Raw genomic sequence first — 24,133 nt, forward strand, 5'->3', positions numbered from 1 at the left:
AAACAGTCCGCGTCGAGGTCGACAGGCGTACCGGTGCTCGAGTGACAATGGTCGGTGGCAGGCGCCAGGCTCAGCCCTCTGAGCACCGTGACGACGATTTTGTCATCCGTCCGATAGACGAACGTCCAACGGGCACACTCCCACTTCACGACCCGCCCACGCAGCCGGTCGGATCGGAGGTTCACGACAGACCTGATCGATGACGGGCACGCTGCCGGCGAGTCTTCTGCGACACTGAGCCCGTGATCACCGGGCCCTCCGACGTCTCGACCGCTGACCAGACCATCGCTGCCCGGCGCCAGCAGATCCTCGACCTCGGCTGACGCCCGACTTCCGCCGACGACCCCTCGATGGAGAACCCACATCGTTCCACCGGAGGAACACCTCACGAACCGGCGCTCGGAGGCGTCTACCCGGTGATGGAGACCAGACCAGCCTTCGAGACCGTCGTGACCGCACACGGCGCTACCGTGCTGCGGGTGTGCCGTGCCGTGCTCGGCCCGCACACCGACGCCGACGACGCGTGGGCCGAGACCTTCCTCGCGGCCCTGCGCGCGTGGCCGGAGCTGCCCGTCGACGCCAACGTGCAGGCCTGGCTCGTGACGATCGCGCACCGCAAGGCGATCGACGTCGTCCGGGCGCGCAACCGTGGCGCGGTCGCGATGGATCCGATGTCGGGCGACCTTCCCGACGGGCCCTCCCTGCTCGGCCTCCCCGACGCCGCCGAGCCCGACCTCTGGGCAGCGCTGGCGGCACTGCCCGACAGACAGCGGGCCTGCGTGGCCTACCACCACCTCGGCGGGCTTCCCTATCGGGAGGTCGCCGCGCTGCTCGGCGGCACCGAGGCCGCCGCCCGCCGCGCCGCCGCCGACGGGCTGGCCGCGCTGCGTCGCCGCTTGCGCCCTGACAACGCTGCCGACGACTCCCCTGACACCGTCCCGGTCTCCGCCCGAGGAGGACGAATCCGATGACCACGCCCACCACCACCGATCACGACGACACCACCGACACCGACGACACCGCCACGACCCGCGCGCTCACTGAAGTGACGACTCCCGCCGCCGCGCACCTCGCGGCCCTGCACGCCCGCCTCGAGGCCGCCTCGGCCGCCGACCTCGACGTCGCCTATCGCACCGTCGACAGCCCGGTCGGCCCGCTGCTGCTCGCCGCGACCGGCGCCGGCCTGGTCCGCGTGGCGTTCGCGGTCGAGGGTCACGACGCGGTGCTGCAGACCCTCGCCGACCGGGTCGGACCGCGGATTCTGCGCTCCCCCGGCCGGCTCGACGCTGCCGCCCGGGAGGTCGACGAGTACTTCGCCGGGCGGCGCCACGTCTTCGACCTGCCACTGGACCTCCGCCTGTCCGCCGGGTTCCGCCGCCTCGTCCAGGAGCACCTGCCCGCGATCGGGTTCGGGAGCACCGCCTCCTACGCCCAGGTGGCCGCCGCCGTCGGCAATCCCGCGGCCGTGCGCGCGGTCGGTACGGCGTGCGCGACCAACCCCCTGCCCGTCGTCGTGCCCTGTCACCGCGTGCTGCGCTCCGACGGGAGCCTGGGCGGCTACATCGGCGGCCTCGACGCGAAGCGGACCCTGCTGGCCCTCGAGTCGGCAGCCTGAAGGGACACTGCGCCGGACCGGCGTCACCCCGCGGGGACGGACCGGCGACGGCAATCCGTACCGTTCCCTCCTACCGAAGACCCTGATGGCGTGCGCTCGACTAGAGTGAGACGGCTGCATCGCCGCGGGTCAGACAGCTGGCCGCCACGGCCTTGTCACCCCACCGCGTCTCCCGGCAGACCGGCCCTTCGAGAAACGAGACGATGGACAGCATCCTGCAGGAACCCGCCTGGCTCGCCGTGCAACGCGCCCTGGGCCACGATGTCCTCGACCTCGACGGACCCGGCTGGCACGCCCGCGCCGTGCTGCAGCGCCGCCGGGTCGGCTCGTTCCTCTACTGTCCGTACGGCCCCGTCGTCGACGACCCGAGCGCTCTCGCCGGTGCCCTCGACGCCCTCGACGAGCGGGCCCGGCGCGCCGGTGCCTGGTTCCTGCGGGTGGAGCCGATGCCGGCCGGTGACGGCCTCGAGACGGACGAGGGCATCGCCGCCGCCCTGCGCGCCGTCCTTGCCGACCGGGGAGGCCGCCGCAGCCCGACGGACGTACAACCCCGGCGCACGCGGCTGGTCGATCTGCGCCGTCCGGCCGAGGAGATCCTCGCCGACATGACGGGCAGCATCCGCACCATCTACCGCAACGGGCACAAGAAGGGCCTCGCCGTCGAGGCGAGCCAGGATCCGACCGACATCGACATCCTGCTCGGCTTCCTCGATCTGACCGCCCAGCGGAAGGGCATCCGCACGCACCCCGAGCAGTACCTGCGACGGGTCGCCGAGACCCTGATGCCGCGCGACGCCGCCCGGCTCTACGTGACCCGGCAGCACGGCGCCCCGGTGTGCGCGGCCCTGGTCTACGACTCTCCCACCGTGCGGACCTTCGCGCACGCCGCGGTCCCGGTCGAGCACCGGCGGCTGCGCCCGAACCAGCCGCTCATCGTGCAGGCGATGCTCGACGCGCGCGAGCGGGGGCAGCACACCGCGGATCTGTTCGGGATCGCCCCGACCGACGACCCGGGGCACCCGTGGGCGGGGTTCACCGCCTTCAAGCGCTCGTTCGGCGGCGTCGACATCGAGCACACCGGCACGTGGGATTTGCCGGTCCGGTCCGGCGCCTACGGGCTGTATCGGCAGGCGCGGCAGGCGATCGACGCCTCCCGGCAGGGGCAGCGGCGAGTGCGCCACGCGCTGTCCGCGACCCGCGCGCGCATCAGGACGACGGCGGGCTCGCCGGCGTCCTGACCGTCCGCCGGATCGCGGGGAGCGTCGGACCGTTCCCCGTGCCGTTGTGCATCGCGAGCAGCCGGAAGAACCGCTGCCGCTCCACCCGCCAGCCCGCCGGCACGACCGCAGCCAACTCGCCCGGCCGGTAGCTGCGCCGGATGGACAGCAGCCCGTCGAACCGCAGGAACGTGCGCGCGCGGACGAGCGGCAGGGTGCCGACCCAGTAGAGAAGCCAGGCCGCGCGGCTGCGGCGCAGGTCGTTGTGGACGGCGACGCCGCGAGTCAGGGCGACGGTGTCCTCGAGCAGCGCGGTGAGCTCGGCCGGGTCGAGGTGGTGCAGCACGTGGTTGGAGACGACGACGTCGTATCGCTCGTTCGCCGCCACGAGGTCCCCGCTCGCGGCCACCCGGTAGGTCAGACCGGCACCGCCGTCGTGCGCGGACGCCCACGCGTGGGCCCGGGGATCGGGGTCGATCGCGGTGACGGCGACGTCGATCCGGTCGCGGGCCGCCCAGTGGGCCAGCGCGCGGGCGACGTCCCCGCCGCCGCACCCGACGTCGAGCAGGGTGGCCGGTCGCCCGGCTGCCGCGGCCGCCTGCAGCACGGGCCGCAACCGCTGCCGGTAGACCGGGCGCCACCCGGCGACCAGCGGGTTGATGACGCCGAACAGGCGGTAGGTGGCGTTCAGGGCGACGGGGTCGCACGCCGGGTCGTCCATCAGCTCCGGCTCGTCGACGCTCCGGCGGCGGAGGAAGGGGTCGACCCGTCGACCGGACGGGGCGGTCCGCCCGGGACGTGAACCCGGCTCAGGCACCGGCGTCCTCGTTGCCCACGGCGTCCGGCGTTCCCGACTGCCGCAGCAGCGCGGTCTCGATGCTCAGGCCGGGCCCGAAGGCGAGCGCCGCGACGTAGCCGTCGGCGGCAGCTCCGGCGTCACCCCCGGCAGCCTCGCCGCGGCGCACCCGGTCCAGGACGAACAGGATGGTGGCGCTGGACATGTTGCCGGCCTCGGCGAGCACGTCCCGCGAGGGCGCCATCTGCTCGTCGGTCAGGGCGAGCCGGGTCTGGACCTTGTCGAGGATGCTGCGCCCGCCCGGGTGCACCGCCCACTGCGCGATCCCCTCGACGGCGGTGCCGGTGCGCGCGAGCAGCGGGGCGAGCGCGTCGGTGACGTGGTCGTCGATGATCTTCGGGACGTAGGTGCCGAGGATCATCTCGAAGCCCTCGTCGCCGATGCTCCAGGCGAGGGCGTCCTCACCGACCGGGGCGAGGGTCGTCTCGAAGTCGATCAGGTCGAGGGCCGGCTGCCCGGGCAGGTCGGCGTCGCGGGCGGTGACGACGGCGGCCGCGGCCCCGTCGGCGAAGAGGGCGTTGCCCATCACGGTGTTCGGGTCGTTGCGCACGTGCAGGTGGAGCGTGCACAGCTCCACGCAGACGACGAGGACGACGGCGTCCGGGTCCGCGGCGCAGTACGCGGCGGCGGTCTGCAGGGCCGGGAACGCCGCGTTGCAGCCCATGAACCCCAGGTGCAGGCGGGTGACGTCGGCGGGCAGGCCCAGGTCCTTGGCCACCCGCACGTCCGGGCCGGGCGCGAAGAAGCCGGTGCAGGAGACCGTGATGACGTGGGTGACGTCGGCCGGGTCGACGGCGGGGGCGACGTCGTCGAGCGCGGCCCGCGCGGCGTCGACGAAGAGGCGGGACGCCTCGGTGGTGTAGAGGGCGTTCCGAGCCGCCGTCGCGGGCGAGCCGAGGGCGCCCGTCTCGTGATCCAGGAAGTGGGTCGGGGTCCCGTCGCGCGCCTCGCGCGCCTCGGCGCCGAGCTCGGTGAGCACGGTGCGCCGGCACCGTACGCCCGCGCCGGCGAATGCGGTACGGACCAGCCGCGACCCCAGCCGGGTCATCCCGGGCTGCACCGCGAACAGCTCCGCCACGTCGTCCTGGTCGATCGCGGTCGTCGGGAGCCGGGTGGCGATCGTCAGCACGCGTACGGTCATGCCTCATCGTAGGCACGCCGCACGCTGGTCACGGACCGGACGATCTGGCACCATCGAGGCCAGCCAGGGGAGGGTCACGCCACCATCGAGGGAGAGGACGGCACACCATGCCCGTACGAGTCGAGCCCTGGCCGGACGGCACCCCCTGCTGGATCGACGCCCAGGTGGAGGACGTCGGCGCGGCCGCGGACTACTACGCCCGGCTGTTCGGGTGGCAGGTCGAGGATGCCGGGGAGGCGGCCGGCCACTACCATCTGGCGCGGCTCGGCGGTGAGGTGGTCGCGGGTCTCGGGCCCAAGCCGGCCGACGTGCGCGACGGCCCGGCCACCTGGACCACCTACCTGGCGGCCGGCGACGTCGACGCCGCCGCGGAGCGCGTCACCGCCGCGGGCGGCCAGCTGCTGATGCCCCCGTTCGACGTCATGAACCAGGGCCGCCTGGCCGTCGCGACGGACACCTCCGGCGCCGTGTTCGGCGTGTGGCAGGCCGGCCGGCGCAGCGGCATCGCGCGCCACAGCGAGGACGGCACCGACGTGTGGAACGAGCTGCACACCCACGCGTACGCCGACGCCCGGGCGTTCTACGCGGCCGTGTTCGGCTACCACTACGAGGATCTCGGGGACGGGCGGACGTTCGTCTACGCCACGATCCACCCGGGCCCGGGCGCCCGGGAGATCGGCGGCATCGCGGGTACCACCGCGGGCCCGCCGAGTCAGCCGGACGACTTCTGGTTGACGTGGTTCGCCTCCGACGACGTCGACGCCGCCACGGAGCGGGCCGTCGGCCTCGGCGGGTCGATCCGCACCGAGCCCGGGGACAGCCCCTTCGGGCGGCGGTCCGTCGTCGCCGGCGCACAGGGCGAGGTGTTCGGCCTCATCGCGACACCGGGTCAGGCACCGGAGTCGCCCGAGTAGCGGCACCGGACGCGTCGCGCTGAGCGCCGGGCAGGCGACCGGCCGACCGCGGCGTCAGGCCGTCAGGCCTCCGGGCCGTCAGTCCTCCGGGCCGTCGCCGAACTGCGCCAGGGCCGCCCGCAGGCGGGTGTCGGCGTCGTCGGCCACCACCCGCACCTCGGGATCGTCGGTCAGCCGCACCATGGTCTGCGGGTCGATGACGTCGATGGTCGTGCGTTCCTCGCCCGCGCCGCGACGCACGACGACGTTGCACGGCAGTAGGGCGCCGAGGGCCGGCTCGGCGGCGAGGGCGCGGCTCGCCAGCGCGGGGTTGCACGCCCCGAGAATGACGTAGTCCCCCAGCTCCTGCGCCGCCTCGGGGCCCAGCTTGGCCGCGAACGTGGCCGCGATGTCGGACTCGGAGAGGATGCCGAAGCCCTGGTCGCTCAGGGCCGCGCGGACCCGTTCGAGCGCCTGGCCGTGGTCGAGCGCGACGGTGATGGAGTGGGTGTAGCCCATGATCGACTCCCGTCTCACGGAGAGGGACAGCTCCGAGTGTGGCACGATGCCGTCACGCGCGCTCCGGGGCCGATACCGCTCGCGACCGCTCCGGCATCGGTCCACGGGCGCGATCCCTTCCGCGCCGCGGTCCCGCCGCTAACATTGGCAACAATAGTGTCCGACCGTCTGGGGAAGGGGCCCTGCGTGGAGTCCGAGGAGAACGGCGTCCGGCGCGGCGCCGAGGCGAAGGAGGTCGTCGTCGACGGCGTCCGTGCGGCGATCCTGAGCGGAGAGCTGTCCCCGGGCCAGCGCCTCGTGGAGGCCGAGCTGACCGAGCTGTTCGGCGTCACCCGCGGGAGCGTGCGCTCGGCGTTCGCCGACCTGATCGCCGAGGGCCTCGTCGAGCGCATCCCCAACCGCGGTGTCCGGGTGCGGCGGGTGTCCGTCGAGGAGGCCGTGGAGATCCTCGAGTGCCGCGGCGTGCTCGAGGGACTGATCGCCGCCCGCGCCGCCCGGCGGGTCGACGACGCCCAGGCGGCGCAGCTGCGGCAGATCGGCGACGGCATGCAGGCCGCGGTGGCCTCCGGTGACGTCATGACCTACTCGCGCTTGAATTCCCAGTTGCACGCGGCCGTGTCCGAGATCGGCGCCCAGCCGGTGGCCGCGGACCTCATCGCCCGGCTGCGGTCCCAGATCGTGCGCCACCAGTTCCAGCTCTCGCTGCGGCCCGGCCGCCCCCAGGTCTCCCTGCCCGAGCACCTCGCCATCATCGACGCGGTTCTCGCGCACGACCCGGTCGCGGCCGATGCGGCCGCACGCCGTCACGTCGAGAGCGTCATCGCCGCCCTGCAGCAGGGCGAGCAGTCCGCCGGCGTCCTCGCCGAGGCCGTCGCCGACTGAGTCCTCCACCGGGGGCGGTCGGCCGCCGGCGCTACCGCGTCGTTATCGGCAAGATTGTTGCCAATTTCGTCGGTGACTTCGTAGGCTTCCGTCATCCGCTCGTCGGAGCCGTGCGCGCCCGCTCGCGCTCGGCGCCGGCAGCCCCGCCGGAAAGGACCGCCATGACGGACTCCACCTCGTTCGACGTCGCCCACCTGGGCAACGTCGAGCTGCTCACGCCCACCTTCGAGAAGAGCCTGTGGTTCTTCCGGGACCTGCTCGCGATGCGGGTGGTCGCGGAGAGCGACGCCGGCGGCCGGCAGAGCGTGTACCTGCGCACGTGGGACGAGTACCAGCGCTACACGCTCAAGCTCACCGCGTCCGACGACGCCGGGGTGGGCCGGACGACGTTCCGCACGACCAGCGCCGAGGCCCTGGACCGCCGGGTCGCCGCGATCGAGGCGGCCGGGCTCGGCATCGGGTGGGAGGACGGCGAGGTGGGCACCGGCCGGACGTACACGTTCCGCGACCCGGACGGCCACGACATGGGCATCTACTGGGAGACCGAGCGCTACATCGCCGGAGACGAGGACCGGCCGGCGCTGAAGAACCAGGCCTCCGCCTTCCCCGGCCGCGGGGTGAACGCCCGCCGCCTCGACCACATCAACTATCTGGCCAAGGACGTCGTCGCGAACGGCCGGTTCGTCGCCGACGTGCTCGGCGGCCGCGAGTCCGAGCGGATCGCCCTGGACGACGGCGGGTACGCGGCCTGGTGGTTCCACTTCAACAACAAGTCCTACGACATCGTCTACTCGGACGACTGGCTCAAGCACGGCAACCGCCTGCACCACGTCGCCTTCGCCCCGGACACCCGCGAGGACATCCTCAAGGCCGCCGACATCTTCCTCGAGAACGGCATCCACATCGAGTCCGGCCCGCACAAGCACGCCATCAACCAGACGTTCTTCCTCTACGTGTGGGAGCCGGGCGGCAACCGCATCGAGTTCGCCAACGCCGGCGCGCGCCTCCTGCTGGACCCGGACTCCCCCGTCGTCGAGTGGACGCAGGAGGAGCGGAAGAAGGGGCAGGCCTGGGGCATGAAGACCATCGAGACGTTCCACACGCACGGCACGCCGGTGGTCCGGGAGGACCAGCACTCCTGACCCGGCCGTCCGAGTACCCGTCCGGACCCGGCGCCCGGCGGCGTCAGGCGGGGTACTCGACCCAGGCGAAGCGGGTGCCGTCCGGCGACCAGCTCGGCACGTTGATCGTGCCCTGCCCACCGCGGAAGGCGATCAGGTCGGTCACGGTGTCCCAGTCCGGCAGCTCGACGACGACGAGCTCGACGGGCAGGTCCGCCGGATGGCCCGTGGTGCCCGGCGGATAGGTCAGGTACACGGCGTGCGTGCCCGTCGGGGACAGGTGCGGGAACCAGTGCACCCGCTCGCCGTGGGTCAGCCGTTCCAGCCCCGTGCCATCGGGCCGGATGCGGGCGAGCTGCGCGTGCCCGGGCGCCTCGGCCCACGTCTCGGTGCTGAAGTACACCCACGCGCCGTCCGGGGAGAACTCGGCCCCGTCGTCGGGGCCGGCGGTTCCGGTGGCGGCCCGGTCCTCGGTCAGGCCGCGGTCGTCCGTCCCGTCGACGCCGATGAGGCGGACGTGGGCCGCGGCCGATGGGACCGCGCCGGAACCGTCGTCGATCGCGATGTACGCCAGGGTCGTCCCGTCGGGGCTGACGCCGTGCAGGTAGTGCCGGCGGCCGGGAGTGGCCGTGATGCGCCGCGCGGGGCCGCCGAGGCGGTGCAGGGCGTACAGGTGGCCGTCCTCGGCGGAGGCGTAGATGGTGGGCCCGTCCGGGGCGAGCGCGTGGTCGTTGTTGACCGGCGGCAGGCCGGGCGCCTCGATCGGCGTCAGCCCGCCGGCGCCGTCGAGCCGGAGGCGCCACAGCCGCCCCTCGGCGTTGAGCACGAGGGTGTCGTCCACCGCCCAGTTGGGGGCCTCGACGTGCCGCTCCGTTTCGAGCACGAGGTCCTGGGCGCCGTCGAGTCCGGACACCCACACCCGGCACCGCGGGTTCTTCTCCGTCATCGCCGCAGCCTAACGGGTGCCCTCGGCTCGAGGATGCCCGCCAGCTCGTCAAGAGATGTCGACGCAAGCGGTTTCGAGGCCCGGATGGAACAGCTGTCGACGCGAGCGCTTCCGCGGCACCGGATGGAACATCTCTTGACCGGCTGGCCCGGGGAGGTGCGTCACCCGGCGTCCGACCCGGTGACGCGGGGGCGGGCGGTGAGCCGGACCGCCGCGTCGGGGCCGAGGAAGCCCCCGCCACGCGGCAGCGGGACGTGCGTCTGCCAGTAACCCTGCCGGTCCGGCCGTTCGTCGTGCAGCGGATCGCCCTCGGGATGGTGGTCCTCGAGCGTCGTCGTGATGTCCGACGCCCAGGTCGCCCACGCCACCAGCCGGCCCCCGCGCACGTCCATGTCGACGACGAGCGCGTCCTCGAAGTCGGCCACCTGTTCCTGGTGCTCGGCGAAGTCGAAGATCCGGCCCACGTCGCGCCGCTCGCGCAGCGAGAAGATCCGCACGTGCAGGACGTAGCGGCTCTCCTCGTGGTCGGGCGGCCGTACGGAGGAATCCGTGATGAGGAAGGTGGTGACCAAGGGGTACGGCCGGTCGGCGCCCTCCTCGGGCGGGCGGAGCACCACGGGGCACAGGTGCCGTGCCGTCTGCTCGTGCATGAGGATCTTCTGCCCGCGGATCGACACCTCGACGTCGGCCTGCCAGCTCCGTTCCCGGCTCAGCCCGGGCAGCCGCAGGCCGGCCAGGTCGGCGTCGACCACGAGGTCCCCGAAGAGGAAGCGGCGCAGGTTCTGGTAGCCGGCCTCGGAGTTGACGATGCCGTACCGGCCGCTGTGGCTGCGGTGCACGAACGCGAAGTTCGCCCCGGGGATGTACGCGCTCTCGGTCTGGACGAGCCCGTCGCTCTTCGGGCCGACGGCCCACGCGGAGAGCCCGTGGGCGGCCGTGTAGTCCTCGTGGTCGGTGCCGACGAGGGTGAAGACGCGGCTGAGCGGGAAGACCGCGTCGGGCAGGTCCTGCGCCCGCCAGTCGTCCGGTCGCGGCCCCACACCGGCCGTGTTGAGGTACTCCCACATCCGGTCGGGGCCGAACACATCGGCCCCGGCCACGCCGGTGATGTCGCGCAGTTTCTCGAGCAGGCCGGAGCCGATGTCGAACCGGATCCCACCGTGCGGGGTGGCGTAGGTGAACAACCGGTCCACCCGGTCGGTGGCGACCTCGCCGCGGTCCGGGATGAGCTTCTGGATCACGCAGCGGCAGATCAGCCCGCCCATCGAGTGCGCGACCAGGGACACCCGCGGCGCACCGGTCTTGGCGCGCACCAGGTCGATGAGGTCGAGCAGCGCCTGGGCGGCCTCCTCCATCCGGAACGGCTTCTGCTCGCCCCGCGCTCCCGAGGCCTGGTCGTAGAACCGGTGGATCCACACGGTCGACGGGTCCACGCCGCCGTCCGGCTGTGCCTTCAGCCAGGCCACCTGCCCGCCGTGGACGAAGAGCCGGTAGTCGTGGTCCGTCATGAGCCGCAGCAGGGGGCTCTCGAACTGGTAGAAGAGGATGTCGCCCTCGACGCCCGCGCGCACGTACGTCGAGCCGGAGTTGAATCCCTGGAACGGGTCCTCGGTGGCCTGCTCGATCTCGGCGTCCCCGCCCGCGAAGCCCCGCACGTAGATGATGGGCAACCGTGCCGTCGCGTCCATGGCGCTCCCCCTCGCCTCACCTCGGGCGGGTCCCGCCGGCCCGCGATGGGCCGATGCTAGGCCCGGCTCCGGGGGCTGTCCAGACGTGCCGCCGGGCTCTCCCACGTCCTTCAGCAGCCAGGGTCGTGCGAAGCTGGCGACACCGTCCGCTCACCCGTCACGCCGAGGAGAACCCGTGCCCGATCTGATCGCCACCCTCGAACAACAGGAACGCGAGCTGGTGTTCGCGTCGTTCGACCACGCCGACGCCTGGCGCCTCGGCACCCGGATCACCGCGATCGCACAGGAGGCGGGCCACGCGGTGGGGATCGACATCCGCCGCCCCGGGCTGATCCTCTTCCGCGCCGCCCTGCCCGGGATCACGCCCGATCAGGACGTGTGGGTCGCCCGCAAGTCTGCCGTCGTGCTGCGGATGGAGAACAGCAGCGCCCTGGTCGACGCCCGCCTGGCCGCGGAGGGTGTCGACCCGGTCGCGACGAACTGGCTCGGACCGGAGTACGCCGTCACCGGTGGCTCGTTCCCCGTTCGGGTACGCGGGGTCGGCGTCGTCGCCGCCGTGACCGCGTCCGGCCTGGCGTCCCTGGAGGACCACGACCTCGTCGTCGCCGGCATCCGCGCCCACCTCGGCCTCGCCTGAGGACGACGGTCGAGGTCCTACTCCACGTCCCGTCGCACGCCCGAGCGTCGCAGTTCGAGTGCGGCGAGTCGATCGATGACGACGGGGTCGCCGCGGCGCCACGCCTCGGCGACGTTCCCGCCTGCCTCGAGAACGTCGCGCGTGGGAAGCGTCATCAGGGCGCGCAGCGCCAGCAGATCGCGGGACGGGGCGACGGCGGCCAGCCGCGCGAGCGAGGTGCGCCGGAGGGCGTCGCGCAGCCGCGGCCGCACCCAGCCGAAGGCGACGACGAGCACGACGAGGGCGACGACGGTCCAGCCGGCGAGCCCGGCGAGCAGGTGCACCCGGCTCTGCCACTGCGCCCCGGCGTCCGCCAGGGTCCCGCCGGCGGCACTGGCGGAATCGAACGGTGAGCGCACCGCGTCGCCGATCAGGGGGATGCCGGCGAGGTTCTGCCCGATGGCACTCATGGTGGAGGAAAGGTTGCCGCCGGAGTCCTGCATCTTCGCGCCGATCGCCGCCAGTCCCGTGATCGCGGTGTTCAGGGCGAGCGCGAGGCTCACGCCACCGGCGAGCACGGCCACGGCGACCACGTCCCCGACGATCTCGGCGGCACGCCGACGGGGGAAATCCGAGTACAGCTTCATGTGCGCCTCCTGATCAGGACGTTCTCGACCAGTGTCCCTGAGACCGATCCTGCCCGACGCCGGCGCCCTCACCACACCGTCACCTGCCGCGGCCCCGTCGTCACCGGCGACGGTTCCATCCGGGAACGACGAAGGCCCGCCGGGATCCGGCGGGCCTTCGTCAGTTCTTCGGTGGAGCTATGGGGATTCGAACCCCAGACCTTCTCATTGCGAACGAGACGCGCTACCAACTGCGCCATAGCCCCTTGCGAGGCTCCAATCTACCGCCTGGAGCCCGCGATCACCAAAACGGCTCAGGCGCCCCGGCGACGCCGCAGGACCTCGTCCAGGTCGTTGAGCTGGCCGGACGCCTCCTGGCCCGCGACGACCTCGCGGCGGCCGGCCTCGGACGCCCGGATGGAGGTGCGGGTGGACGGGCGCGGGGACTCGGGCAGCTGCAGCGGCTCGGGGGCGGGCCGCTCGGCGCGAGCAGCGTCGACGTATGTCGGCCGGGGCACCGCCACCGGCTGCCACCCGGACTCGGTGGTCCGCTCCGGTCGGGGGGCGTCCCCGATGGAGGCGGCCAGGGACCGTGCGGCCTCCCGCAGCTCCTCGGCGTTCATCGTGGCGGGCTGGTGCTCGGCCGCGTCGGCGTCGAAGAGGGCGGTGGGCCGGTCGTCCGCGTCGGCGTGCGACGGCGTCTCGTCGTGCGCGTCGACCGCGGCGTCGATGGCCGCGTCGACCTTGCGACGCCGGTCCCGTACCGCCAGGGTGCGCAGCCCGGCGACGGCGCCGACGAACACGAGCAGCAGGACGAACGGGACGGTGACGGGCAGGGTGGTGACGAGGGAGACGATCCCGGTCACCAGCGCCGCGAACAGGGCGATCAGCCCGGCGGCGGCCAGCGCCATCCGGTCCCAGCGGATCCGCAGCCCGGACCGCGTCGCGGGCACCACCGCGGACGCGCCCCGCGACGCGGAGAACGAGCCGAAGGAGCCGTCACGGAGTTTGAGCATCGTCATCCCCTGGTTCTCGATGGTGGCCGGCCCGGACGGGTCGGCAGTCGCGGTCTCGACCGACGCGGGCTGCAGGGACACCTGCGCGACGATCGGGCGATGGCGCTTGCGCAGCGCATACGGGACGACCCAGACCAGCCACAGCCCGATCGTGACGACCAGAATGATCGAGCTGTTCAGGGAGAAGACATCCACGCTTCCACGGTAGGGTCAATCGCCCGCCGATCCGCGGATTCACCGGGTGTGTCGGGCCAGGAAACGGCGCCATCACCTCCGTGAAGGCCTCAGCCGGCCGTACCGCCCGTCAGCCATCGGTGCAGGACGCCCTCGGGCACCTCCTCGGCCGTCAGCGCGAAGCTGCGGTGGTCCGCCCAGCGGCCGTCGATGTGCAGGTAGGCGCGGCGCAGTCCCTCGTCCCGGAAGCCGAGCTTCTGGACGACGCGCAGGCTGCGGTCGTTCTCCGGCCGGATGTTGATCTCCATCCGGTGGAGGCCGAGGTGGCGGAAGCAGTGGTCGGTGGCGAGGGCCACCGCGGTCGGCGCGATGCCGCGGCCCGCACTCGCCTGGTCCACCCAGTACCCCAGCGTCGCCCCCATGAGCGAGCCGTACGTGATGGAGGAGACGGTGAGCTGGCCGACCAGCCGCGGCACGTCGTCGCGCGTCTCCGTGATGAGGAACGGCAGGCCGGTACCGGCCCGCGCCTGCGACTTCAGCGCCGCGACCATCTGCCGGAAGCTGGGCAGCGCGCCGCCCGGTTCCGGGTTGCTCGCCTCCCACGGCCCCAGCCACTGCGCGTTGCGCGAGCGGACGGTGTCCCACTCGGCGCGGTCACGGTAGCGGATGGGGCGCAGGGCGAGCGGGCCGCGGACCAGCGTGACCGGCCACTGCGCTGTCGATGCCACCGGCAGGGCTACTCGGCGGGAGCGGCGACCGTCTCCTGCGGCTCGTCCGCAAGGTCACGCGCGTAGTCCTTGATCCAGGCGCGGAGGCCGGGTCCGAGGTCCTCCCGGTCCGAGGCCAGGGTGATGACGGCCTGGATGTAGCTGAGCTTGTCACCGGTGTCGTAGCGGCGGCCGCGGAACACGACGCCGTACACGCCGCCGCCCTCGCCCTCGCGCTTGGCGAGGGTCTGCAGCGCGTCCGTCAGCTGGATCTCGTTGCCGCGGCCCGGCGGGGTGTCCTCGAGCACCTCGAACACGGCCGGGTGCAGCACGTAACGCCCGATCACGGCCAGGTTCGACGGCGCCTCGTCGCGCGGCGGCTTCTCCACCATGTGGTCGACCTGGACGTAGGACTCGCCGGGGACGTCGTTGACCGCCGCGACCCCGTAGGAGCTGATCATGTCCTCGTCGACCTCCATGAGGGCGACGACGGAACCGCCGGTCTTCTCCTGGACGTCGATCATCACGGTGAGCAGCTCGTCGCGCTCGTCGATGATGTCGTCACCGAGCAGCACCGCGAACGGCTCGTCGCCCACGTGGCCGGCCGCCCGCAGCACGGCGTGGCCGAGCCCGCGCGGGTCACCCTGGCGCAGGTAGTGGATGTCGCCGAGGTTGGAGGACTCGCGGACGGCGGCGAGCTTGTCGGTGTCGCCCTTCTCCTCCAGCGTGGCCTCGATGAAGGGGACCCGATCGAAGTGGTCCTCCAGCGCGCGCTTGCTCCGGCCCGTGATCATCAGGATGTTCTCGAGGCCCGCGTCGACGGCCTCCTTGACGACGTACTGGATGGCCGGCTTGTCGACCACCGGCAGCATCTCCTTCGGCATCGCCTTCGTTGCCGGGAGGAAGCGGGTACCGAGTCCCGCCGCAGGGATCACGGCCTTGCGCACGTGTTTCTGATCGGTCATTCGCCTAGGCTACCGTCAATGTCGTGAGTGATTGCTGGGAGGTCTCGGCATGACCGACGAGCCGGGATCCAAGGCCGTCATCCGTGCACGCCTGCGGGGCAATCGCGCGTCGCTGGACGCCGCGGCACGTGAGCGGGCCGGTGCCGGACTGCGCCGGACGATCGGCGCGTGGTGGCAGGAGAACGCGGGCAACGACGGCTCCGGAACCGGCACGGTCGCCTCCTTCCAGCCGATGCCGTCCGAGCCTCCCGTCGACACCGTCAACACCGCCCTGCACGAGCGCGGTGCCACGGTCCTGCTGCCCGTGTGCGAACCGGACTTCCAGCTGCGCTGGGCCGCGTGGACGCCCGGGACGCCGCTCGTGCGGTCCGGCATCGTCCCGATCGACCATCCCGAGGGGCCGACCGTCGACCTCGCCGACCCGGACGGGGCTTCGCCGTCCGTGGCACTCATGCTCATTCCCGCCCTCGCCGTCGACGCGACCGGGCAGCGGCTCGGCCAGGGCGGCGGGTACTACGACCGGTTCCTCGCCCGCTGGCGGTCCCTGCCGACGCGCGGGCTCCTCGCCGCGGTCGTGTACGAGGACGAGGTGCTGCCCGCGGGCTCCTTCGAGGTCCTCCCGCACGACCAGCCCGTCGACCTCGTCTTCACGCCGGACGGGGTGCTGGACCTCCGCCCCTGATCCACCGGAACGGGCCGCTGCACCCCTCGTGGCACTCGACGCCCGGGAACAGCGCGCGCCCGTTCCGTGTTGTACTGGATCGTCCACATCTCTTCCGGAGGAATCACCCGTGCCCACCTATGCCTACGCCTGCAAGGACTGCGGTCACCAGTTCGACATCCACCAGTCCTTCTCCGACGACGCGCTGACGACCTGCCCGGTCTGCTCCGGCACGTTGCGCAAGAAGTTCAACTCGGTCGGCGTGGTGTTCAAGGGATCGGGCTTCTACCGCACCGACTCCCGCAGCGGGTCCACGAGCACGGTGCCGAGCACACCCTCCGAGTCGTCGAGCAACTCGTCGACCTCGTCGAACAGCTCCTCGTCGAACAGCACGTCCTCGGGCAGCAGCACGTCCGCGCCGGCTGCCTCCGCCGCGGGTAACTGACCCGCACCTCCTCGAACGCCGCATCCGGCCCGCACCGACGGGCCGGGTGCGGCGTTCGTCGTTGTGCGGGTCGTCCCTCGCGCGGCGTTCCTAGGCGGCGGCTTCTCCCTCCACAGGGGGCCGGCTCATCCGTGTTGTCCACCGGAGGAGGGGGCCGCCAGCCGCAGGGCCGCCGTACTGCCTAGCGTGACGGCATGTCCCGCTCCCCCACGCGTGCATCCCCCGATGGTGGCCCGTCGACGCCCGCCGGCCGGATGATCCGTCCGGTGCGGGCGGACCGCTCCCCGCCCCGCCGGTTGGTCCGGCTGCTGCGACGACGACGGCGTCTGCTGATCGCCCTGCTGCTGTGCGGGGCCGCCGGGGTGGCCGTCGACGGCCTGACGCCGGCGTCCGCGCCCACCGTCCCGGTCGTCGTCGTGGCCCGTGACCTCCCCGCCGGTGCCGTTCTCACCGGCGGGGACCTCACCCGCGCCGACTGGCCACCCGGAGCGGTCCCCGACGGCGCGGTCGCGGCCACCGAGACCGTGACCGGCGGAAGGCTCGGTGCTCCGCTGCGCCGCGGGTCGCCGGTCACCGATGCCGCTCTGCTCGGTCCGGGACTGCTGACGGGCTCGCCCCCGGGTCAGTCGGCCGTGCCCCTGCGGGTGTCGGACCCGACCGTGCTGCGCGTCCTCCGTCCGGGCGACCGGGTGGATGTCGTCCTGGCGGCGCGGCAGGACGCGGCGACCGCCGACGGCTCCGGTTCGTCGCCCGCACGCACGCTGGCCCGGTCGGTCACCGTGCTGTGGACGTCGGGCGCCTCGGCGGCGGCGACCACGGGCACGGGGGTGTGGCCGACGGCGAACGAGGATGCACCGCTCGCGGTCGTGGGGGTCCCCCGGGCTGTCGCGGCCGAGCTCGCCGGGTCGACGAGCGGGACGACGACGGTGGGGCTCGTCATTGTGGAGCCCGGGCGGTGAGGCGGCCATGAGGGTCACCGCGCCGATCGGGGGCGTGTCCGGCGGCGGTCATCGCGGTGCGGTGGTGGCCGGGATCAGCCCCAGTGCGGTGGGCGCTGCTCCCGCAGCCACCGGTCGTGCTCGGGTGCGGTCTCGTCCCCGCGACCGCCCCATCCGTGCGGGTCGTCCTCGGCGGCGAGGATACGGTCGAGCCGCAGGGCCGAGACGGACGGCGCGGAGGGACGCGGGGTGTCCTCGGCGTCGGCCGGGTCGGGTGCCGCCCCGCGATCGGCGCCCGAGCCCGCGGCTGTCGCATCGGTGGAGGCGGCGCAGCTCTGGTCGATGGCCGTGTCGGTGCCGGTGCCGGTTCCGGTATCGGCGGCGTCGGGCACGACCTCGTCAGACCGCTGCTGCCCGCTCGCGTCCAGTCCCGTCGCCCCGGCCCCTAGCGCCCCGGACACGGTCGCAGCCGGCCCATCCAGCACGGTCGCAGCCGGCCGGCCCGTGGCAGACGGGCCGCTCCTGGCAGTCTGGTCGGCCGGGGGTGTGGCCGCGGCCGTGTGGGTCGGCCGGGAGTCAGCCCTGCGGTGCGCCATCGTCGTCACGGCTGCGCGAGGCGCCCGCGTCGCTCCCGGTCGGCGACGGAGCGCCGATCGTCTCGGCCCGCTCCGCCCGCGAGGAGGCCGCGTCCTGCGCGCCCTGGCCCGTGCCCCGGCTCGCGTCGTCGTCGATCGTCTCGACGTCGGACCCGTCCGGGCGGCGGTCGAGGTCCTGCGCCTCCGCGTCAGCGGACTCGTCGACGGGCTCCCGCGCCGGGGCGTCGGTCAGGAAGGCGGGCGCGTCGGCGCTGAGGAATCCGGCGACCCGGTCGGCGAGTCCCTCGGGGTCGCTGAACACCTCGATCGTCCACAGCGTCAGGTACTTCCAGCCCGAGCGCTCCAGCAGGGCCGGCCGCAGGCGGCTGCGTTCCCGGACCGTGTAGGCGCAGTACCGGTCGGATCCGTCGGTGATCATCGCCGTCGGCTCGACACCGCGGCTCGCGGGCAGCGCGCTGAGGTCGACACCGCCGGTGTGGGCCCGCACCTCCAGCCCGCGGGCGCCGATCCGCTGCGCGAGGTCGGCGATCAGCGGCGACGGCGCCACCTCGGACTGCTCGGGCACCCGACCGGTGGCCAGCGCCGTGATCCGCCCGCCGTCCGCGACGGAACCGCCGAGGATGCTCTCCCCCGGCTCCTCGAGCGGCTGCAGACCGCGTTCGAGCAGCTCGTGGTAGTCGAGCGCGCCCTCGCGCAGCTTCATCTTGTCCAGGTCGTCCGGGTGGAGGCACGTGAGGACGTGCAGGTGGTGGCGGGCCCGGGTGGTCGCCATCGCGAAGAGCCGACGCCCGTCCTCACCGGAGAGTTCGCCGAGCGTGTGCAGCACCCGGCCGTGCGGGGTCCGGCCGTAGCCGAGCGAGAGGATGATCCGGTCGCGGACGACGCCCGCGGCACGGTCCAGGTCGACCACGCGGAAGGCGTCGGGACCGGAGGCGAAGAACTCGGCGCGCGCGGGGTTCTCGGACACGGCGTCCCGGACGGCGTCGGCGATCCGCCCGGCGTGGCGCCGGTTACCGGCGATGACGGCGAGGGACTGGGCCGGCCGCGTGGAGGCGTGCCGCATCACGAGGTCGACGACGCGTCGCACCTCGGCGTCCGTCGACTCCACGTCGCCGTCGCTGGTGGGCAGGCCGGTGCCGTCGGGCAGGTACTCGACGACGAGGCCACCGACGCGGCCCGGCGGCGGCGAGAGCCACTGCAGCCTGCCGTCGTAGAACTGGTCGTTCAGCTGCGCGGTCAACCCGTCGTCGACCTGGCGGTAGACCATCGTGAGCCGCCGCTCGGGCAGCACCTCGGCCAGCGCCGTCAGGGCGCTCAGGATGTGCGGGTCCGCGCTCGAGGATGAGACCCCGGCGTCGACCGTGAACGCGGTGACCGCGTCGAGGTGCTGGTCGCCCAGGGCGATGACCTGCCGGGACCGGGCGATCGCGGGCAGCGCCGCGGGCAGGGAGGTGGATTCGGCGTCGAGCAGGACCACCGCGTCGAAGCGGGTGCCGACGGGCACGCCACCGGGCAGGTCGAAGGGACTCGCCGTGACCACCGGCGTCAGCGGCAGCACGAGGTCCGGTGTGCGGAGGAAGTACCCGGCGGCCGTGATGGTCCCCGACTTGAGGGCGTCCTTGAGCGCCTGCGCCTGTCCGGGCGAGGCCTGCAGCGCGGTCCGCCACGCGTGGGCGAGGATCGTCTGCAGCCGGGCCGGCCCGGCCGCGATGTGCGCCTCGTCGGCGAGCCGGTACTCGGCCTCGACGGTGCGCAGGGTCTGGCCGCTGGCCATCGCCAGGAAGTCGTCGCCGCTGATCATGGCCTCGAGCGCGGACTGCCACCAGGTCAGCTCGAGCTCGGCGGCCACGGCGTCGGCGCCGACCTCACGGCGGGCGAGATCCTCGAGCAGTTCGTCGATGCCCTGTTCGCGCATCGACTCGAGCAGCATGGTCCGCTCGGGCAGGGTCGCCAGCGTCTCCTCGTCGGCGACGAGGGCGTCGAGCGTGCGCTGCAGGTCGTCGCCCTCGCGGGTGCGCAGACCGGTCTCCGAGGTGACGGGCAGCACCTCGTCGAGCTGGTCCAGCAGCGCGGCGAGCGCGTCGTACTGCCGGGCGATCTCGGGCAGCCCGCCGGGGATGCGCGGGTGGCGCTGCGTGCGGGCGATGGCCGTCCACTGCCGGCGCTGGCCCTCGACCCCCACGAGCGAGCGGTGGAGGTCGGCGATGTGCACGCCGGGGCGGATGTACTCCTTGGCGACGCGGCGCAGCCGGGACCGCTGCACCGAGTTCATCTCGATGCCCCGTTCACGGCGCCACGGATTGGTCGCGGTCGCGGCGATGAGGTCCTTGACGGGCCGGTCGAAGATGTCCGGGTTGAACCGGTCCAGGGTGTCGCGCACCGCGAGCAGCAGCTGAAGCCGCTCGCCCCAGTCGTTCGCGCTGTCTCCCAGCGCGATCTCCGAGGTGGTCGCGAGCTCGTCGAGGCGACGGCGCAGGGAGGGAAGCTGCTCGGCGGCCTGCTGTGCCAGCCGGTGCGCGTCCGCGGTCTGCTGCCGGTTCATCAGGCGTGCGCCGAACCACGGACTGACCGAGGCCGCGCGGGAGAAGCTGCCGAGCTCGGCGGCCCGGCGCAGGCGGTCGGCCAGGTCGGTGCGGTCGAGCATCGCGTCGAGGACGCTGCGCTTGAGCCGCACCTGGGTGGCCGGCGCGGGATCGGTGGCCATCAGCGTCGCGAGGGCCTGCATGGCCTGATAGGGCGAGCAGTGCCACCGGTCGCGGACCTGGTGGAGAGAGCGGACGTGCTCGGCGAGCCGGTCGCGGTGGCGGCGCAGGGTGTCGTGCACGCGATCCACGTCGGGCGGGACGGCCTTCTCGTTGCGGACGATGGCCCGCACGAGGGCCGAGCGCAGCGTCGCGGACTCGGCGGCGTCCTCGAGCGGCAGCACCGTCGACCCGAGGTTCACCTCCTCCATCCGGGCGGTGAACTGCCGCAGGCTCGAGCGACGTTCGGCGGTGACGAGCACGGTCTTGCCCTGGGCGGTCAGGGTCGCGACGGCGTTGACCGCGGTCTGCGTCTGGCCGCTGCCCGGGGGCGTGCTCACGGCAAGCGACCGTCCGGCTCGGACGAGGTCGAGCACCTCCTGCTGCGAGGAGTCCGCGTCGAGGACGAGGAACTCCTGGGCCGGATCGCGCTCGTCCAGCGGCGGGTACGCGTGGCGGTCCCCGCCCGTCAGCGGACGGCCCGAGACGAGCGCGCCGATCACGGGGTGCCGCGGATCCAGGCCGTGCAGCCGTTCGGACAGGTCCGCCAGGGTCGTGGCGAGCAGGCGGTACTCGACCGTGAGGTCGGGGATCCCGGCACCGAGCTGGCGCAGCTGCTCGAGCACCGGCTGCGGGTCGAACCGGCCGGTCGCGGTCGCGGCGGCCAGCAGGTCCTGCTCCTCGATCCGCACGTCGTACTCGCGGCGCACGTGCCGCAGCAGAGCCGGGTTGACGCGCGCCTGGCCGGTCAGCTGGATCTCGTGGTCGTCCGAGCCGGGTCGGACGGCCAGCTCCATGCGCGCCATCAGGACGGGAGCGTGCAGGCGGCCGCGGGTACCGGCGCCCCACGAGGTGAACGTGGCGGTGCCGAAGACGAGCCAGGCCGCGTCGATGCCGTGCTCGGCGGAGAGCTCCTGGATGCGGGCGCGCAGGGACCGGGCGGCGGCCGCGGCGCGAGCGCTGTGGTCGGGGTCGCGCAGCAGGGTGGTCAGCCGGGTGCGCCGGCCCGAGAGCAGCTGCGCCATGCCCGACGGGTGCGCGTGGGTCAGGTCGATGACGGCGCGCGGGCCGGACGGCAGGTTGAGCAGGGTGTCGACCCCGCTGTATCCGTCGAGGTCCTGGAGCCAGTCCGCCAGGTCCTCGTCCGTCGGCGGCTCAGCCGGAGCCGCGGGGGGTTCGGTGGTCGCCGACGCGGTGGTGGACTGCCCGTCCTCGTCGTTGCCGGAGGCGTCGCTCACGTCCTGCCGGGTCTGGCCCGCGGAGACGCGCGTGGACCCGGCGGCGCGGAGCCCCGAGCCGTCCGCTCCGTCGGTCGGGGCCGCAGGGAGCCCGCCGGCCGTTCCGGGCACGACGACGCCGTCCGCGTCGGCGGTGGGTGCCGTGTCGTCGCGGGACGACTCGGGGCGCACCGGTCGTCGGGAGGAGCTGTCGGACATGGGGTCGAGCCTATCGGTCGTGCGGCGCGCCGAGGCGGAGGACGGCGTCCACGGCGCCATTGCGCGTCACCCGAGCGCGATCGGTTCGCCCGGGGCTCACTCCCACTCGATGGTTCCCGGGGGCTTGCTCGTGACGTCGAGAACCACCCGGTTGACGCCGTCCACCTCGTTGGTGATGCGGTTGGAGATCCGGGCGACGAGGTCGTACGGCAGCCGCGACCAGTCCGCGGTCATGGCGTCCTCGCTCGAGACCGGGCGCAGGACGATCGGGTGCCCGTAGGTGCGGCCGTCGCCCTGGACGCCGACGCTGCGCACGTCGGCGAGCAGCACGACGGGCATCTGCCAGACCTCGGCGTCCAGGCCGGCGCCGGTCAGCTCCTCGCGGGCGATGGCATCGGCCCGCCGCAGCAGGGCGAGCCGCTCACCGGTGACCTCCCCGATGATCCGGATGCCGAGGCCCGGTCCGGGGAACGGCTGCCGTCCGACGATCTCGGCGGGCAGGCCCAGCTGGGCGCCGACCGCACGGACCTCGTCCTTGAAGAGGGTGCGCAGCGGCTCGATCAGCTCGAACTCGACGTCCTCGGGCAGCCCCCCGACGTTGTGGTGGCTCTTGATCGTGGCGGCGCCCTCGCCGCCGCCGGACTCGACGACATCGGGGTACAGGGTGCCCTGGACGAGGAACCGGACCCGCTCACCGGTAGCCGACGCCTCGGTGAGGATGGCCTGCTCGGCGGCCTCGAAGGCGCGGATGAACTCGCGGCCGATGATCTTGCGCTTGGTCTCCGGGTCGGTGACGCCGGCGAGGGCGCCGAGGAACCGGTCCGCCTCGCGCGCGACGTACAGCTTGACCCCGGTGGCGGCGACGAAGTCACGCTCGACCTGCTCGGCCTCGCCCTCCCGCAGCAGCCCGTGGTCGACGAAGACGCAGGTGAGCTGGTCGCCGATCGCGCGCTGGACGAGGGCGGCCGCGACCGCGGAGTCGACGCCCCCGGAGAGGCCGCAGATCACCCGGTCCGAGCCGACCTGCTCACGGATGCGCTCGACCTGCTCCTCGATGACGTTGCTCGTGGTCCAGTCCTTGGCGAGCCCGGCACCACGGAAGAGGAAGTTCTCGAGCACGGCCTGGCCGTGGGCGGAGTGGCGCACCTCGGGGTGCCACTGCACGCCGTAGAGGCGGCGGTTCTCGTCGGCGAAGGCCGCGACCGGGGCGCCGGCGGAACTGGCGAGCACCTCGAAGCCCTCGGGGGCGCGCTGCACGCTGTCGCCGTGACTCATCCAGGCGGTCTGCGCGTCGGGAACGCCCTCGAGCAGGGACCGGCTGCCGCCGTCGGCGGTGACCACCGTGGACCCGTACTCGCGCAGACCTGTGCGGGCCACCTCGCCGCCGAGTGCCTGGGTCATCGCCTGGAAGCCGTAGCAGATCCCGAGGACGGGGACCCCGGCGTCGAACAGGTCGGCCTGCACGCTGGGCGCGCCGTCGGCGTACACGCTCGCCGGTCCACCGGAGAGGATCAGTGCCGACGGGTTCTTCGCGAGGATCTGCTCAGTGCTCAGCGTGTGCGGCACGATCTCGGAGTAGACGTTCGCGTCGCGCACCCGGCGCGCGATCAGCTGGGCGTACTGCGCGCCGTAGTCCACGACGAGGACCGGGCGCTGCTCCAGCGGGGAGGAATCGGCGGGGGTAGTCACGCTCCAAGGGTAGTGGGCGGCCCGCCGCCGCCCCCAATCGCCCCGGTCACCGAGGGCGGACGCTCCTCCGCTCCCCCGGGGCCGCCGTCAGTAGCGGCGCACGGCCTTCGGATTGGCGACGAGCTCCTGCTCGGCCTCGCGGTGGATCCTGCGCTCCATCACGAACGACAGCCCGGGGATGACGCCGCCGAGCGCGATGAGGATGAACCGGGTGAACGGCCAGCGCATGAGCGACCAGAGCCGGAAATCGGAGATCAGGTAGATCACGTACAGCCAACCGTGCACGATGAGCACGCCCGTGGACAGATTGAGCCCGCCGGTGAGGTTGTCGGCCGCGATCATGTTCAGCCCGAGGGGGACGGTCGCGTTGGTGGCGGCGTCGGTGCCGCCGGCGATCAGGTCGTACCCGGCGCCGTAGCGGACCACCATCTCGATGCACAGCAGGATGAGGAAGGTACCGGTGAGGTACGCCATCACCCGGTAGAAGCCGAGCGCGGAGCGGATCTGGGCGCCGGTGCCGCCGAAGCGACGCCGTGCGGGACGGGTGGCCGCCCCGGCGGGGCGGCGCTGCGCCGGTCCGCCGGCCTCGCCCGTCCGGGCAGGGGCCGCGGACGCCGTCGTCGACTGGGGGTTGCTCTCTGTCAC

At 73.3% G+C, this 24,133-nt stretch carries 23 protein-coding genes, 1 tRNA gene and 1 pseudogene; 10 read left to right on the forward strand and 15 right to left on the reverse strand.

The features are described 5' to 3' along the window. The first annotated feature begins 419 nt into the window (after positions 1–419). From V6N00_RS00775 to V6N00_RS00785, 3 genes are all read left to right on the forward strand, one after another. Positions 420–971 (forward strand): RNA polymerase sigma factor, encoded by a 552-nt coding sequence (locus V6N00_RS00775; protein WP_334230186.1) that lies wholly within the window; start codon positions 420–422, stop codon positions 969–971. Continuing rightward, positions 968–1,615: a methylated-DNA--[protein]-cysteine S-methyltransferase gene (locus V6N00_RS00780; RefSeq protein ID WP_334230187.1), complete on the forward strand. Its 648-nt coding sequence runs from the start codon at positions 968–970 to the stop codon at positions 1,613–1,615. Before V6N00_RS00775 ends, V6N00_RS00780 begins: the two co-directional genes overlap by 4 nt. Before the next feature lie 203 nt (positions 1,616–1,818). Then, positions 1,819–2,853 (forward strand): lipid II:glycine glycyltransferase FemX, encoded by a 1,035-nt coding sequence (locus tag V6N00_RS00785; RefSeq protein WP_334230188.1) that lies wholly within the window; start codon positions 1,819–1,821, stop codon positions 2,851–2,853. Here the strand turns inward: V6N00_RS00785 and V6N00_RS00790 are convergent. Then, a complete protein-coding gene (locus V6N00_RS00790; protein WP_334230189.1) occupies positions 2,822–3,649 on the reverse strand; it encodes a class I SAM-dependent methyltransferase in 828 nt (275 codons plus the stop codon). The two genes, V6N00_RS00785 and V6N00_RS00790, sit on opposite strands and share 32 nt — an antisense overlap. Continuing rightward, positions 3,642–4,829: a type III polyketide synthase gene (locus V6N00_RS00795; protein ID WP_334230190.1), complete on the reverse strand. Its 1,188-nt coding sequence runs from the start codon at positions 4,827–4,829 to the stop codon at positions 3,642–3,644. The genes V6N00_RS00790 and V6N00_RS00795 overlap by 8 nt, the downstream gene beginning before the upstream one ends. A gap of 107 nt (positions 4,830–4,936) precedes the next feature. Here V6N00_RS00795 and V6N00_RS00800 point away from each other — a divergent pair, with 107 nt between their 5' ends. Continuing rightward, positions 4,937–5,743, forward strand: coding sequence for a VOC family protein (locus V6N00_RS00800; RefSeq protein WP_334230191.1), 807 nt, complete (start codon positions 4,937–4,939; stop codon positions 5,741–5,743). Between the two features lie 78 nt (positions 5,744–5,821). Here the strand turns inward: V6N00_RS00800 and V6N00_RS00805 are convergent, their stop codons facing one another. Further along, entirely contained in the window at positions 5,822–6,241 is a 420-nt protein-coding gene (locus tag V6N00_RS00805) for a DUF302 domain-containing protein (RefSeq protein ID WP_334230192.1), read from the reverse strand. A gap of 186 nt (positions 6,242–6,427) precedes the next feature. Here V6N00_RS00805 and V6N00_RS00810 point away from each other — a divergent pair, with 186 nt between their 5' ends. Further along, positions 6,428–7,123, forward strand: a complete 696-nt coding sequence (locus tag V6N00_RS00810; protein ID WP_334230193.1) for a GntR family transcriptional regulator — start codon at positions 6,428–6,430, stop codon at positions 7,121–7,123. A 161-nt stretch (positions 7,124–7,284) separates the two neighbouring features. Further along, complete coding sequence (locus V6N00_RS00815) at positions 7,285–8,265, forward strand: VOC family protein (protein WP_334230194.1); 981 nt, start codon at positions 7,285–7,287, stop codon at positions 8,263–8,265. A gap of 43 nt (positions 8,266–8,308) precedes the next feature. Here V6N00_RS00815 and V6N00_RS00820 read toward each other — a convergent pair whose 3' ends face one another. Both V6N00_RS00820 and V6N00_RS00825 read right to left on the reverse strand, forming a co-directional pair. Further along, the gene (locus tag V6N00_RS00820) at positions 8,309–9,190 is read right to left on the reverse strand and encodes a TolB family protein (RefSeq protein ID WP_334230195.1); all 882 of its coding nucleotides are present in this window, start codon (positions 9,188–9,190) and stop codon (positions 8,309–8,311) included. Between the two features lie 161 nt (positions 9,191–9,351). Beyond that, positions 9,352–10,878, reverse strand: a complete 1,527-nt coding sequence (locus V6N00_RS00825; protein ID WP_334230196.1) for an alpha/beta hydrolase — start codon at positions 10,876–10,878, stop codon at positions 9,352–9,354. A 175-nt stretch (positions 10,879–11,053) separates the two neighbouring features. Here V6N00_RS00825 and V6N00_RS00830 point away from each other — a divergent pair, with 175 nt between their 5' ends. Beyond that, complete coding sequence (locus V6N00_RS00830; protein ID WP_334230197.1) at positions 11,054–11,515, forward strand: heme-degrading domain-containing protein; 462 nt, start codon at positions 11,054–11,056, stop codon at positions 11,513–11,515. Between the two features lie 17 nt (positions 11,516–11,532). On the opposite strand, the gene V6N00_RS00835 is transcribed toward V6N00_RS00830, so the two are convergent. From V6N00_RS00835 to galU, 5 genes are all read right to left on the reverse strand, one after another. Then, on the reverse strand, positions 11,533–12,141 hold the full coding sequence (locus tag V6N00_RS00835; RefSeq protein ID WP_334230198.1) for a hypothetical protein: 609 nt from the start codon (positions 12,139–12,141) through the stop codon (positions 11,533–11,535). Positions 12,142–12,313: 172 nt separating this feature from the next. Beyond that, a tRNA-Ala gene (locus tag V6N00_RS00840) sits at positions 12,314–12,386 on the reverse strand. A 48-nt stretch (positions 12,387–12,434) separates the two neighbouring features. After that, positions 12,435–13,331, reverse strand: coding sequence for a hypothetical protein (locus V6N00_RS00845; RefSeq protein WP_334230199.1), 897 nt, complete (start codon positions 13,329–13,331; stop codon positions 12,435–12,437). A gap of 89 nt (positions 13,332–13,420) precedes the next feature. Beyond that, complete coding sequence (locus V6N00_RS00850; RefSeq protein WP_334230200.1) at positions 13,421–14,038, reverse strand: GNAT family N-acetyltransferase; 618 nt, start codon at positions 14,036–14,038, stop codon at positions 13,421–13,423. 8 nt (positions 14,039–14,046) lie between these two features. Next, on the reverse strand, positions 14,047–14,982 hold the full coding sequence (gene galU / locus V6N00_RS00855; RefSeq protein ID WP_334230201.1) for a UTP--glucose-1-phosphate uridylyltransferase GalU: 936 nt from the start codon (positions 14,980–14,982) through the stop codon (positions 14,047–14,049). 49 nt (positions 14,983–15,031) lie between these two features. Between galU and V6N00_RS00860 the strand changes: the two genes are divergently transcribed. Next, positions 15,032–15,664: a 5-formyltetrahydrofolate cyclo-ligase gene (locus V6N00_RS00860; RefSeq protein ID WP_334230202.1), complete on the forward strand. Its 633-nt coding sequence runs from the start codon at positions 15,032–15,034 to the stop codon at positions 15,662–15,664. Between the two features lie 109 nt (positions 15,665–15,773). Further along, positions 15,774–15,866 (forward strand): annotated as a pseudogene (locus tag V6N00_RS00865) (FmdB family zinc ribbon protein); the annotation flags it as partial. 62 nt (positions 15,867–15,928) lie between these two features. Here the strand turns inward: V6N00_RS00865 and V6N00_RS00870 are convergent. Then, positions 15,929–16,054, reverse strand: coding sequence for a hypothetical protein (locus tag V6N00_RS00870; protein ID WP_334230759.1), 126 nt, complete (start codon positions 16,052–16,054; stop codon positions 15,929–15,931). A 228-nt stretch (positions 16,055–16,282) separates the two neighbouring features. Between V6N00_RS00870 and cpaB the strand changes: the two genes are divergently transcribed. Then, positions 16,283–17,047, forward strand: a complete 765-nt coding sequence (gene cpaB / locus V6N00_RS00875; protein WP_334230203.1) for a Flp pilus assembly protein CpaB — start codon at positions 16,283–16,285, stop codon at positions 17,045–17,047. 74 nt (positions 17,048–17,121) lie between these two features. On the opposite strand, the gene V6N00_RS00880 is transcribed toward cpaB, so the two are convergent. From V6N00_RS00880 to V6N00_RS00895, 4 genes are all read right to left on the reverse strand, one after another. After that, on the reverse strand, positions 17,122–17,487 hold the full coding sequence (locus V6N00_RS00880; RefSeq protein ID WP_334230204.1) for a hypothetical protein: 366 nt from the start codon (positions 17,485–17,487) through the stop codon (positions 17,122–17,124). A gap of 115 nt (positions 17,488–17,602) precedes the next feature. Next, positions 17,603–21,799, reverse strand: coding sequence for a DEAD/DEAH box helicase (locus V6N00_RS00885; RefSeq protein WP_334230205.1), 4,197 nt, complete (start codon positions 21,797–21,799; stop codon positions 17,603–17,605). Between the two features lie 96 nt (positions 21,800–21,895). Further along, positions 21,896–23,488: a glutamine-hydrolyzing GMP synthase gene (guaA, locus tag V6N00_RS00890; protein ID WP_334230206.1), complete on the reverse strand. Its 1,593-nt coding sequence runs from the start codon at positions 23,486–23,488 to the stop codon at positions 21,896–21,898. An 87-nt stretch (positions 23,489–23,575) separates the two neighbouring features. Further along, positions 23,576–24,133: a DUF3817 domain-containing protein gene (locus V6N00_RS00895; protein WP_416385000.1), complete on the reverse strand. Its 558-nt coding sequence runs from the start codon at positions 24,131–24,133 to the stop codon at positions 23,576–23,578.

Origin of the sequence: Tersicoccus mangrovi (assembly GCF_036881825.1) — a bacterium.
Classification (GTDB): domain Bacteria; phylum Actinomycetota; class Actinomycetes; order Actinomycetales; family Micrococcaceae; genus Tersicoccus; species Tersicoccus mangrovi.

Excerpts from the sequence above, each read along its gene's own strand:
- V6N00_RS00775 (WP_334230186.1), top strand. The coding sequence starts at position 420 with ATGGAGACCAGACCAGCCTTCGAGACCGTCGTGACCGCACACGGCGCT.
- V6N00_RS00780 (WP_334230187.1), top strand. The coding sequence starts at position 968 with ATGACCACGCCCACCACCACCGATCACGACGACACCACCGACACCGAC.
- V6N00_RS00785 (WP_334230188.1), top strand. The coding sequence starts at position 1,819 with ATGGACAGCATCCTGCAGGAACCCGCCTGGCTCGCCGTGCAACGCGCC.
- V6N00_RS00795 (WP_334230190.1), bottom strand. The coding sequence starts at position 4,829 with ATGACCGTACGCGTGCTGACGATCGCCACCCGGCTCCCGACGACCGCG.
- V6N00_RS00800 (WP_334230191.1), top strand. The coding sequence starts at position 4,937 with ATGCCCGTACGAGTCGAGCCCTGGCCGGACGGCACCCCCTGCTGGATC.
- V6N00_RS00805 (WP_334230192.1), bottom strand. The coding sequence starts at position 6,241 with ATGGGCTACACCCACTCCATCACCGTCGCGCTCGACCACGGCCAGGCG.
- V6N00_RS00815 (WP_334230194.1), top strand. The coding sequence starts at position 7,285 with ATGACGGACTCCACCTCGTTCGACGTCGCCCACCTGGGCAACGTCGAG.
- V6N00_RS00820 (WP_334230195.1), bottom strand. The coding sequence starts at position 9,190 with ATGACGGAGAAGAACCCGCGGTGCCGGGTGTGGGTGTCCGGACTCGAC.
- V6N00_RS00825 (WP_334230196.1), bottom strand. The coding sequence starts at position 10,878 with ATGGACGCGACGGCACGGTTGCCCATCATCTACGTGCGGGGCTTCGCG.
- V6N00_RS00835 (WP_334230198.1), bottom strand. The coding sequence starts at position 12,141 with ATGAAGCTGTACTCGGATTTCCCCCGTCGGCGTGCCGCCGAGATCGTC.
- galU (WP_334230201.1), bottom strand. The coding sequence starts at position 14,982 with ATGACCGATCAGAAACACGTGCGCAAGGCCGTGATCCCTGCGGCGGGA.
- V6N00_RS00860 (WP_334230202.1), top strand. The coding sequence starts at position 15,032 with ATGACCGACGAGCCGGGATCCAAGGCCGTCATCCGTGCACGCCTGCGG.
- cpaB (WP_334230203.1), top strand. The coding sequence starts at position 16,283 with ATGTCCCGCTCCCCCACGCGTGCATCCCCCGATGGTGGCCCGTCGACG.
- V6N00_RS00885 (WP_334230205.1), bottom strand. The coding sequence starts at position 21,799 with ATGTCCGACAGCTCCTCCCGACGACCGGTGCGCCCCGAGTCGTCCCGC.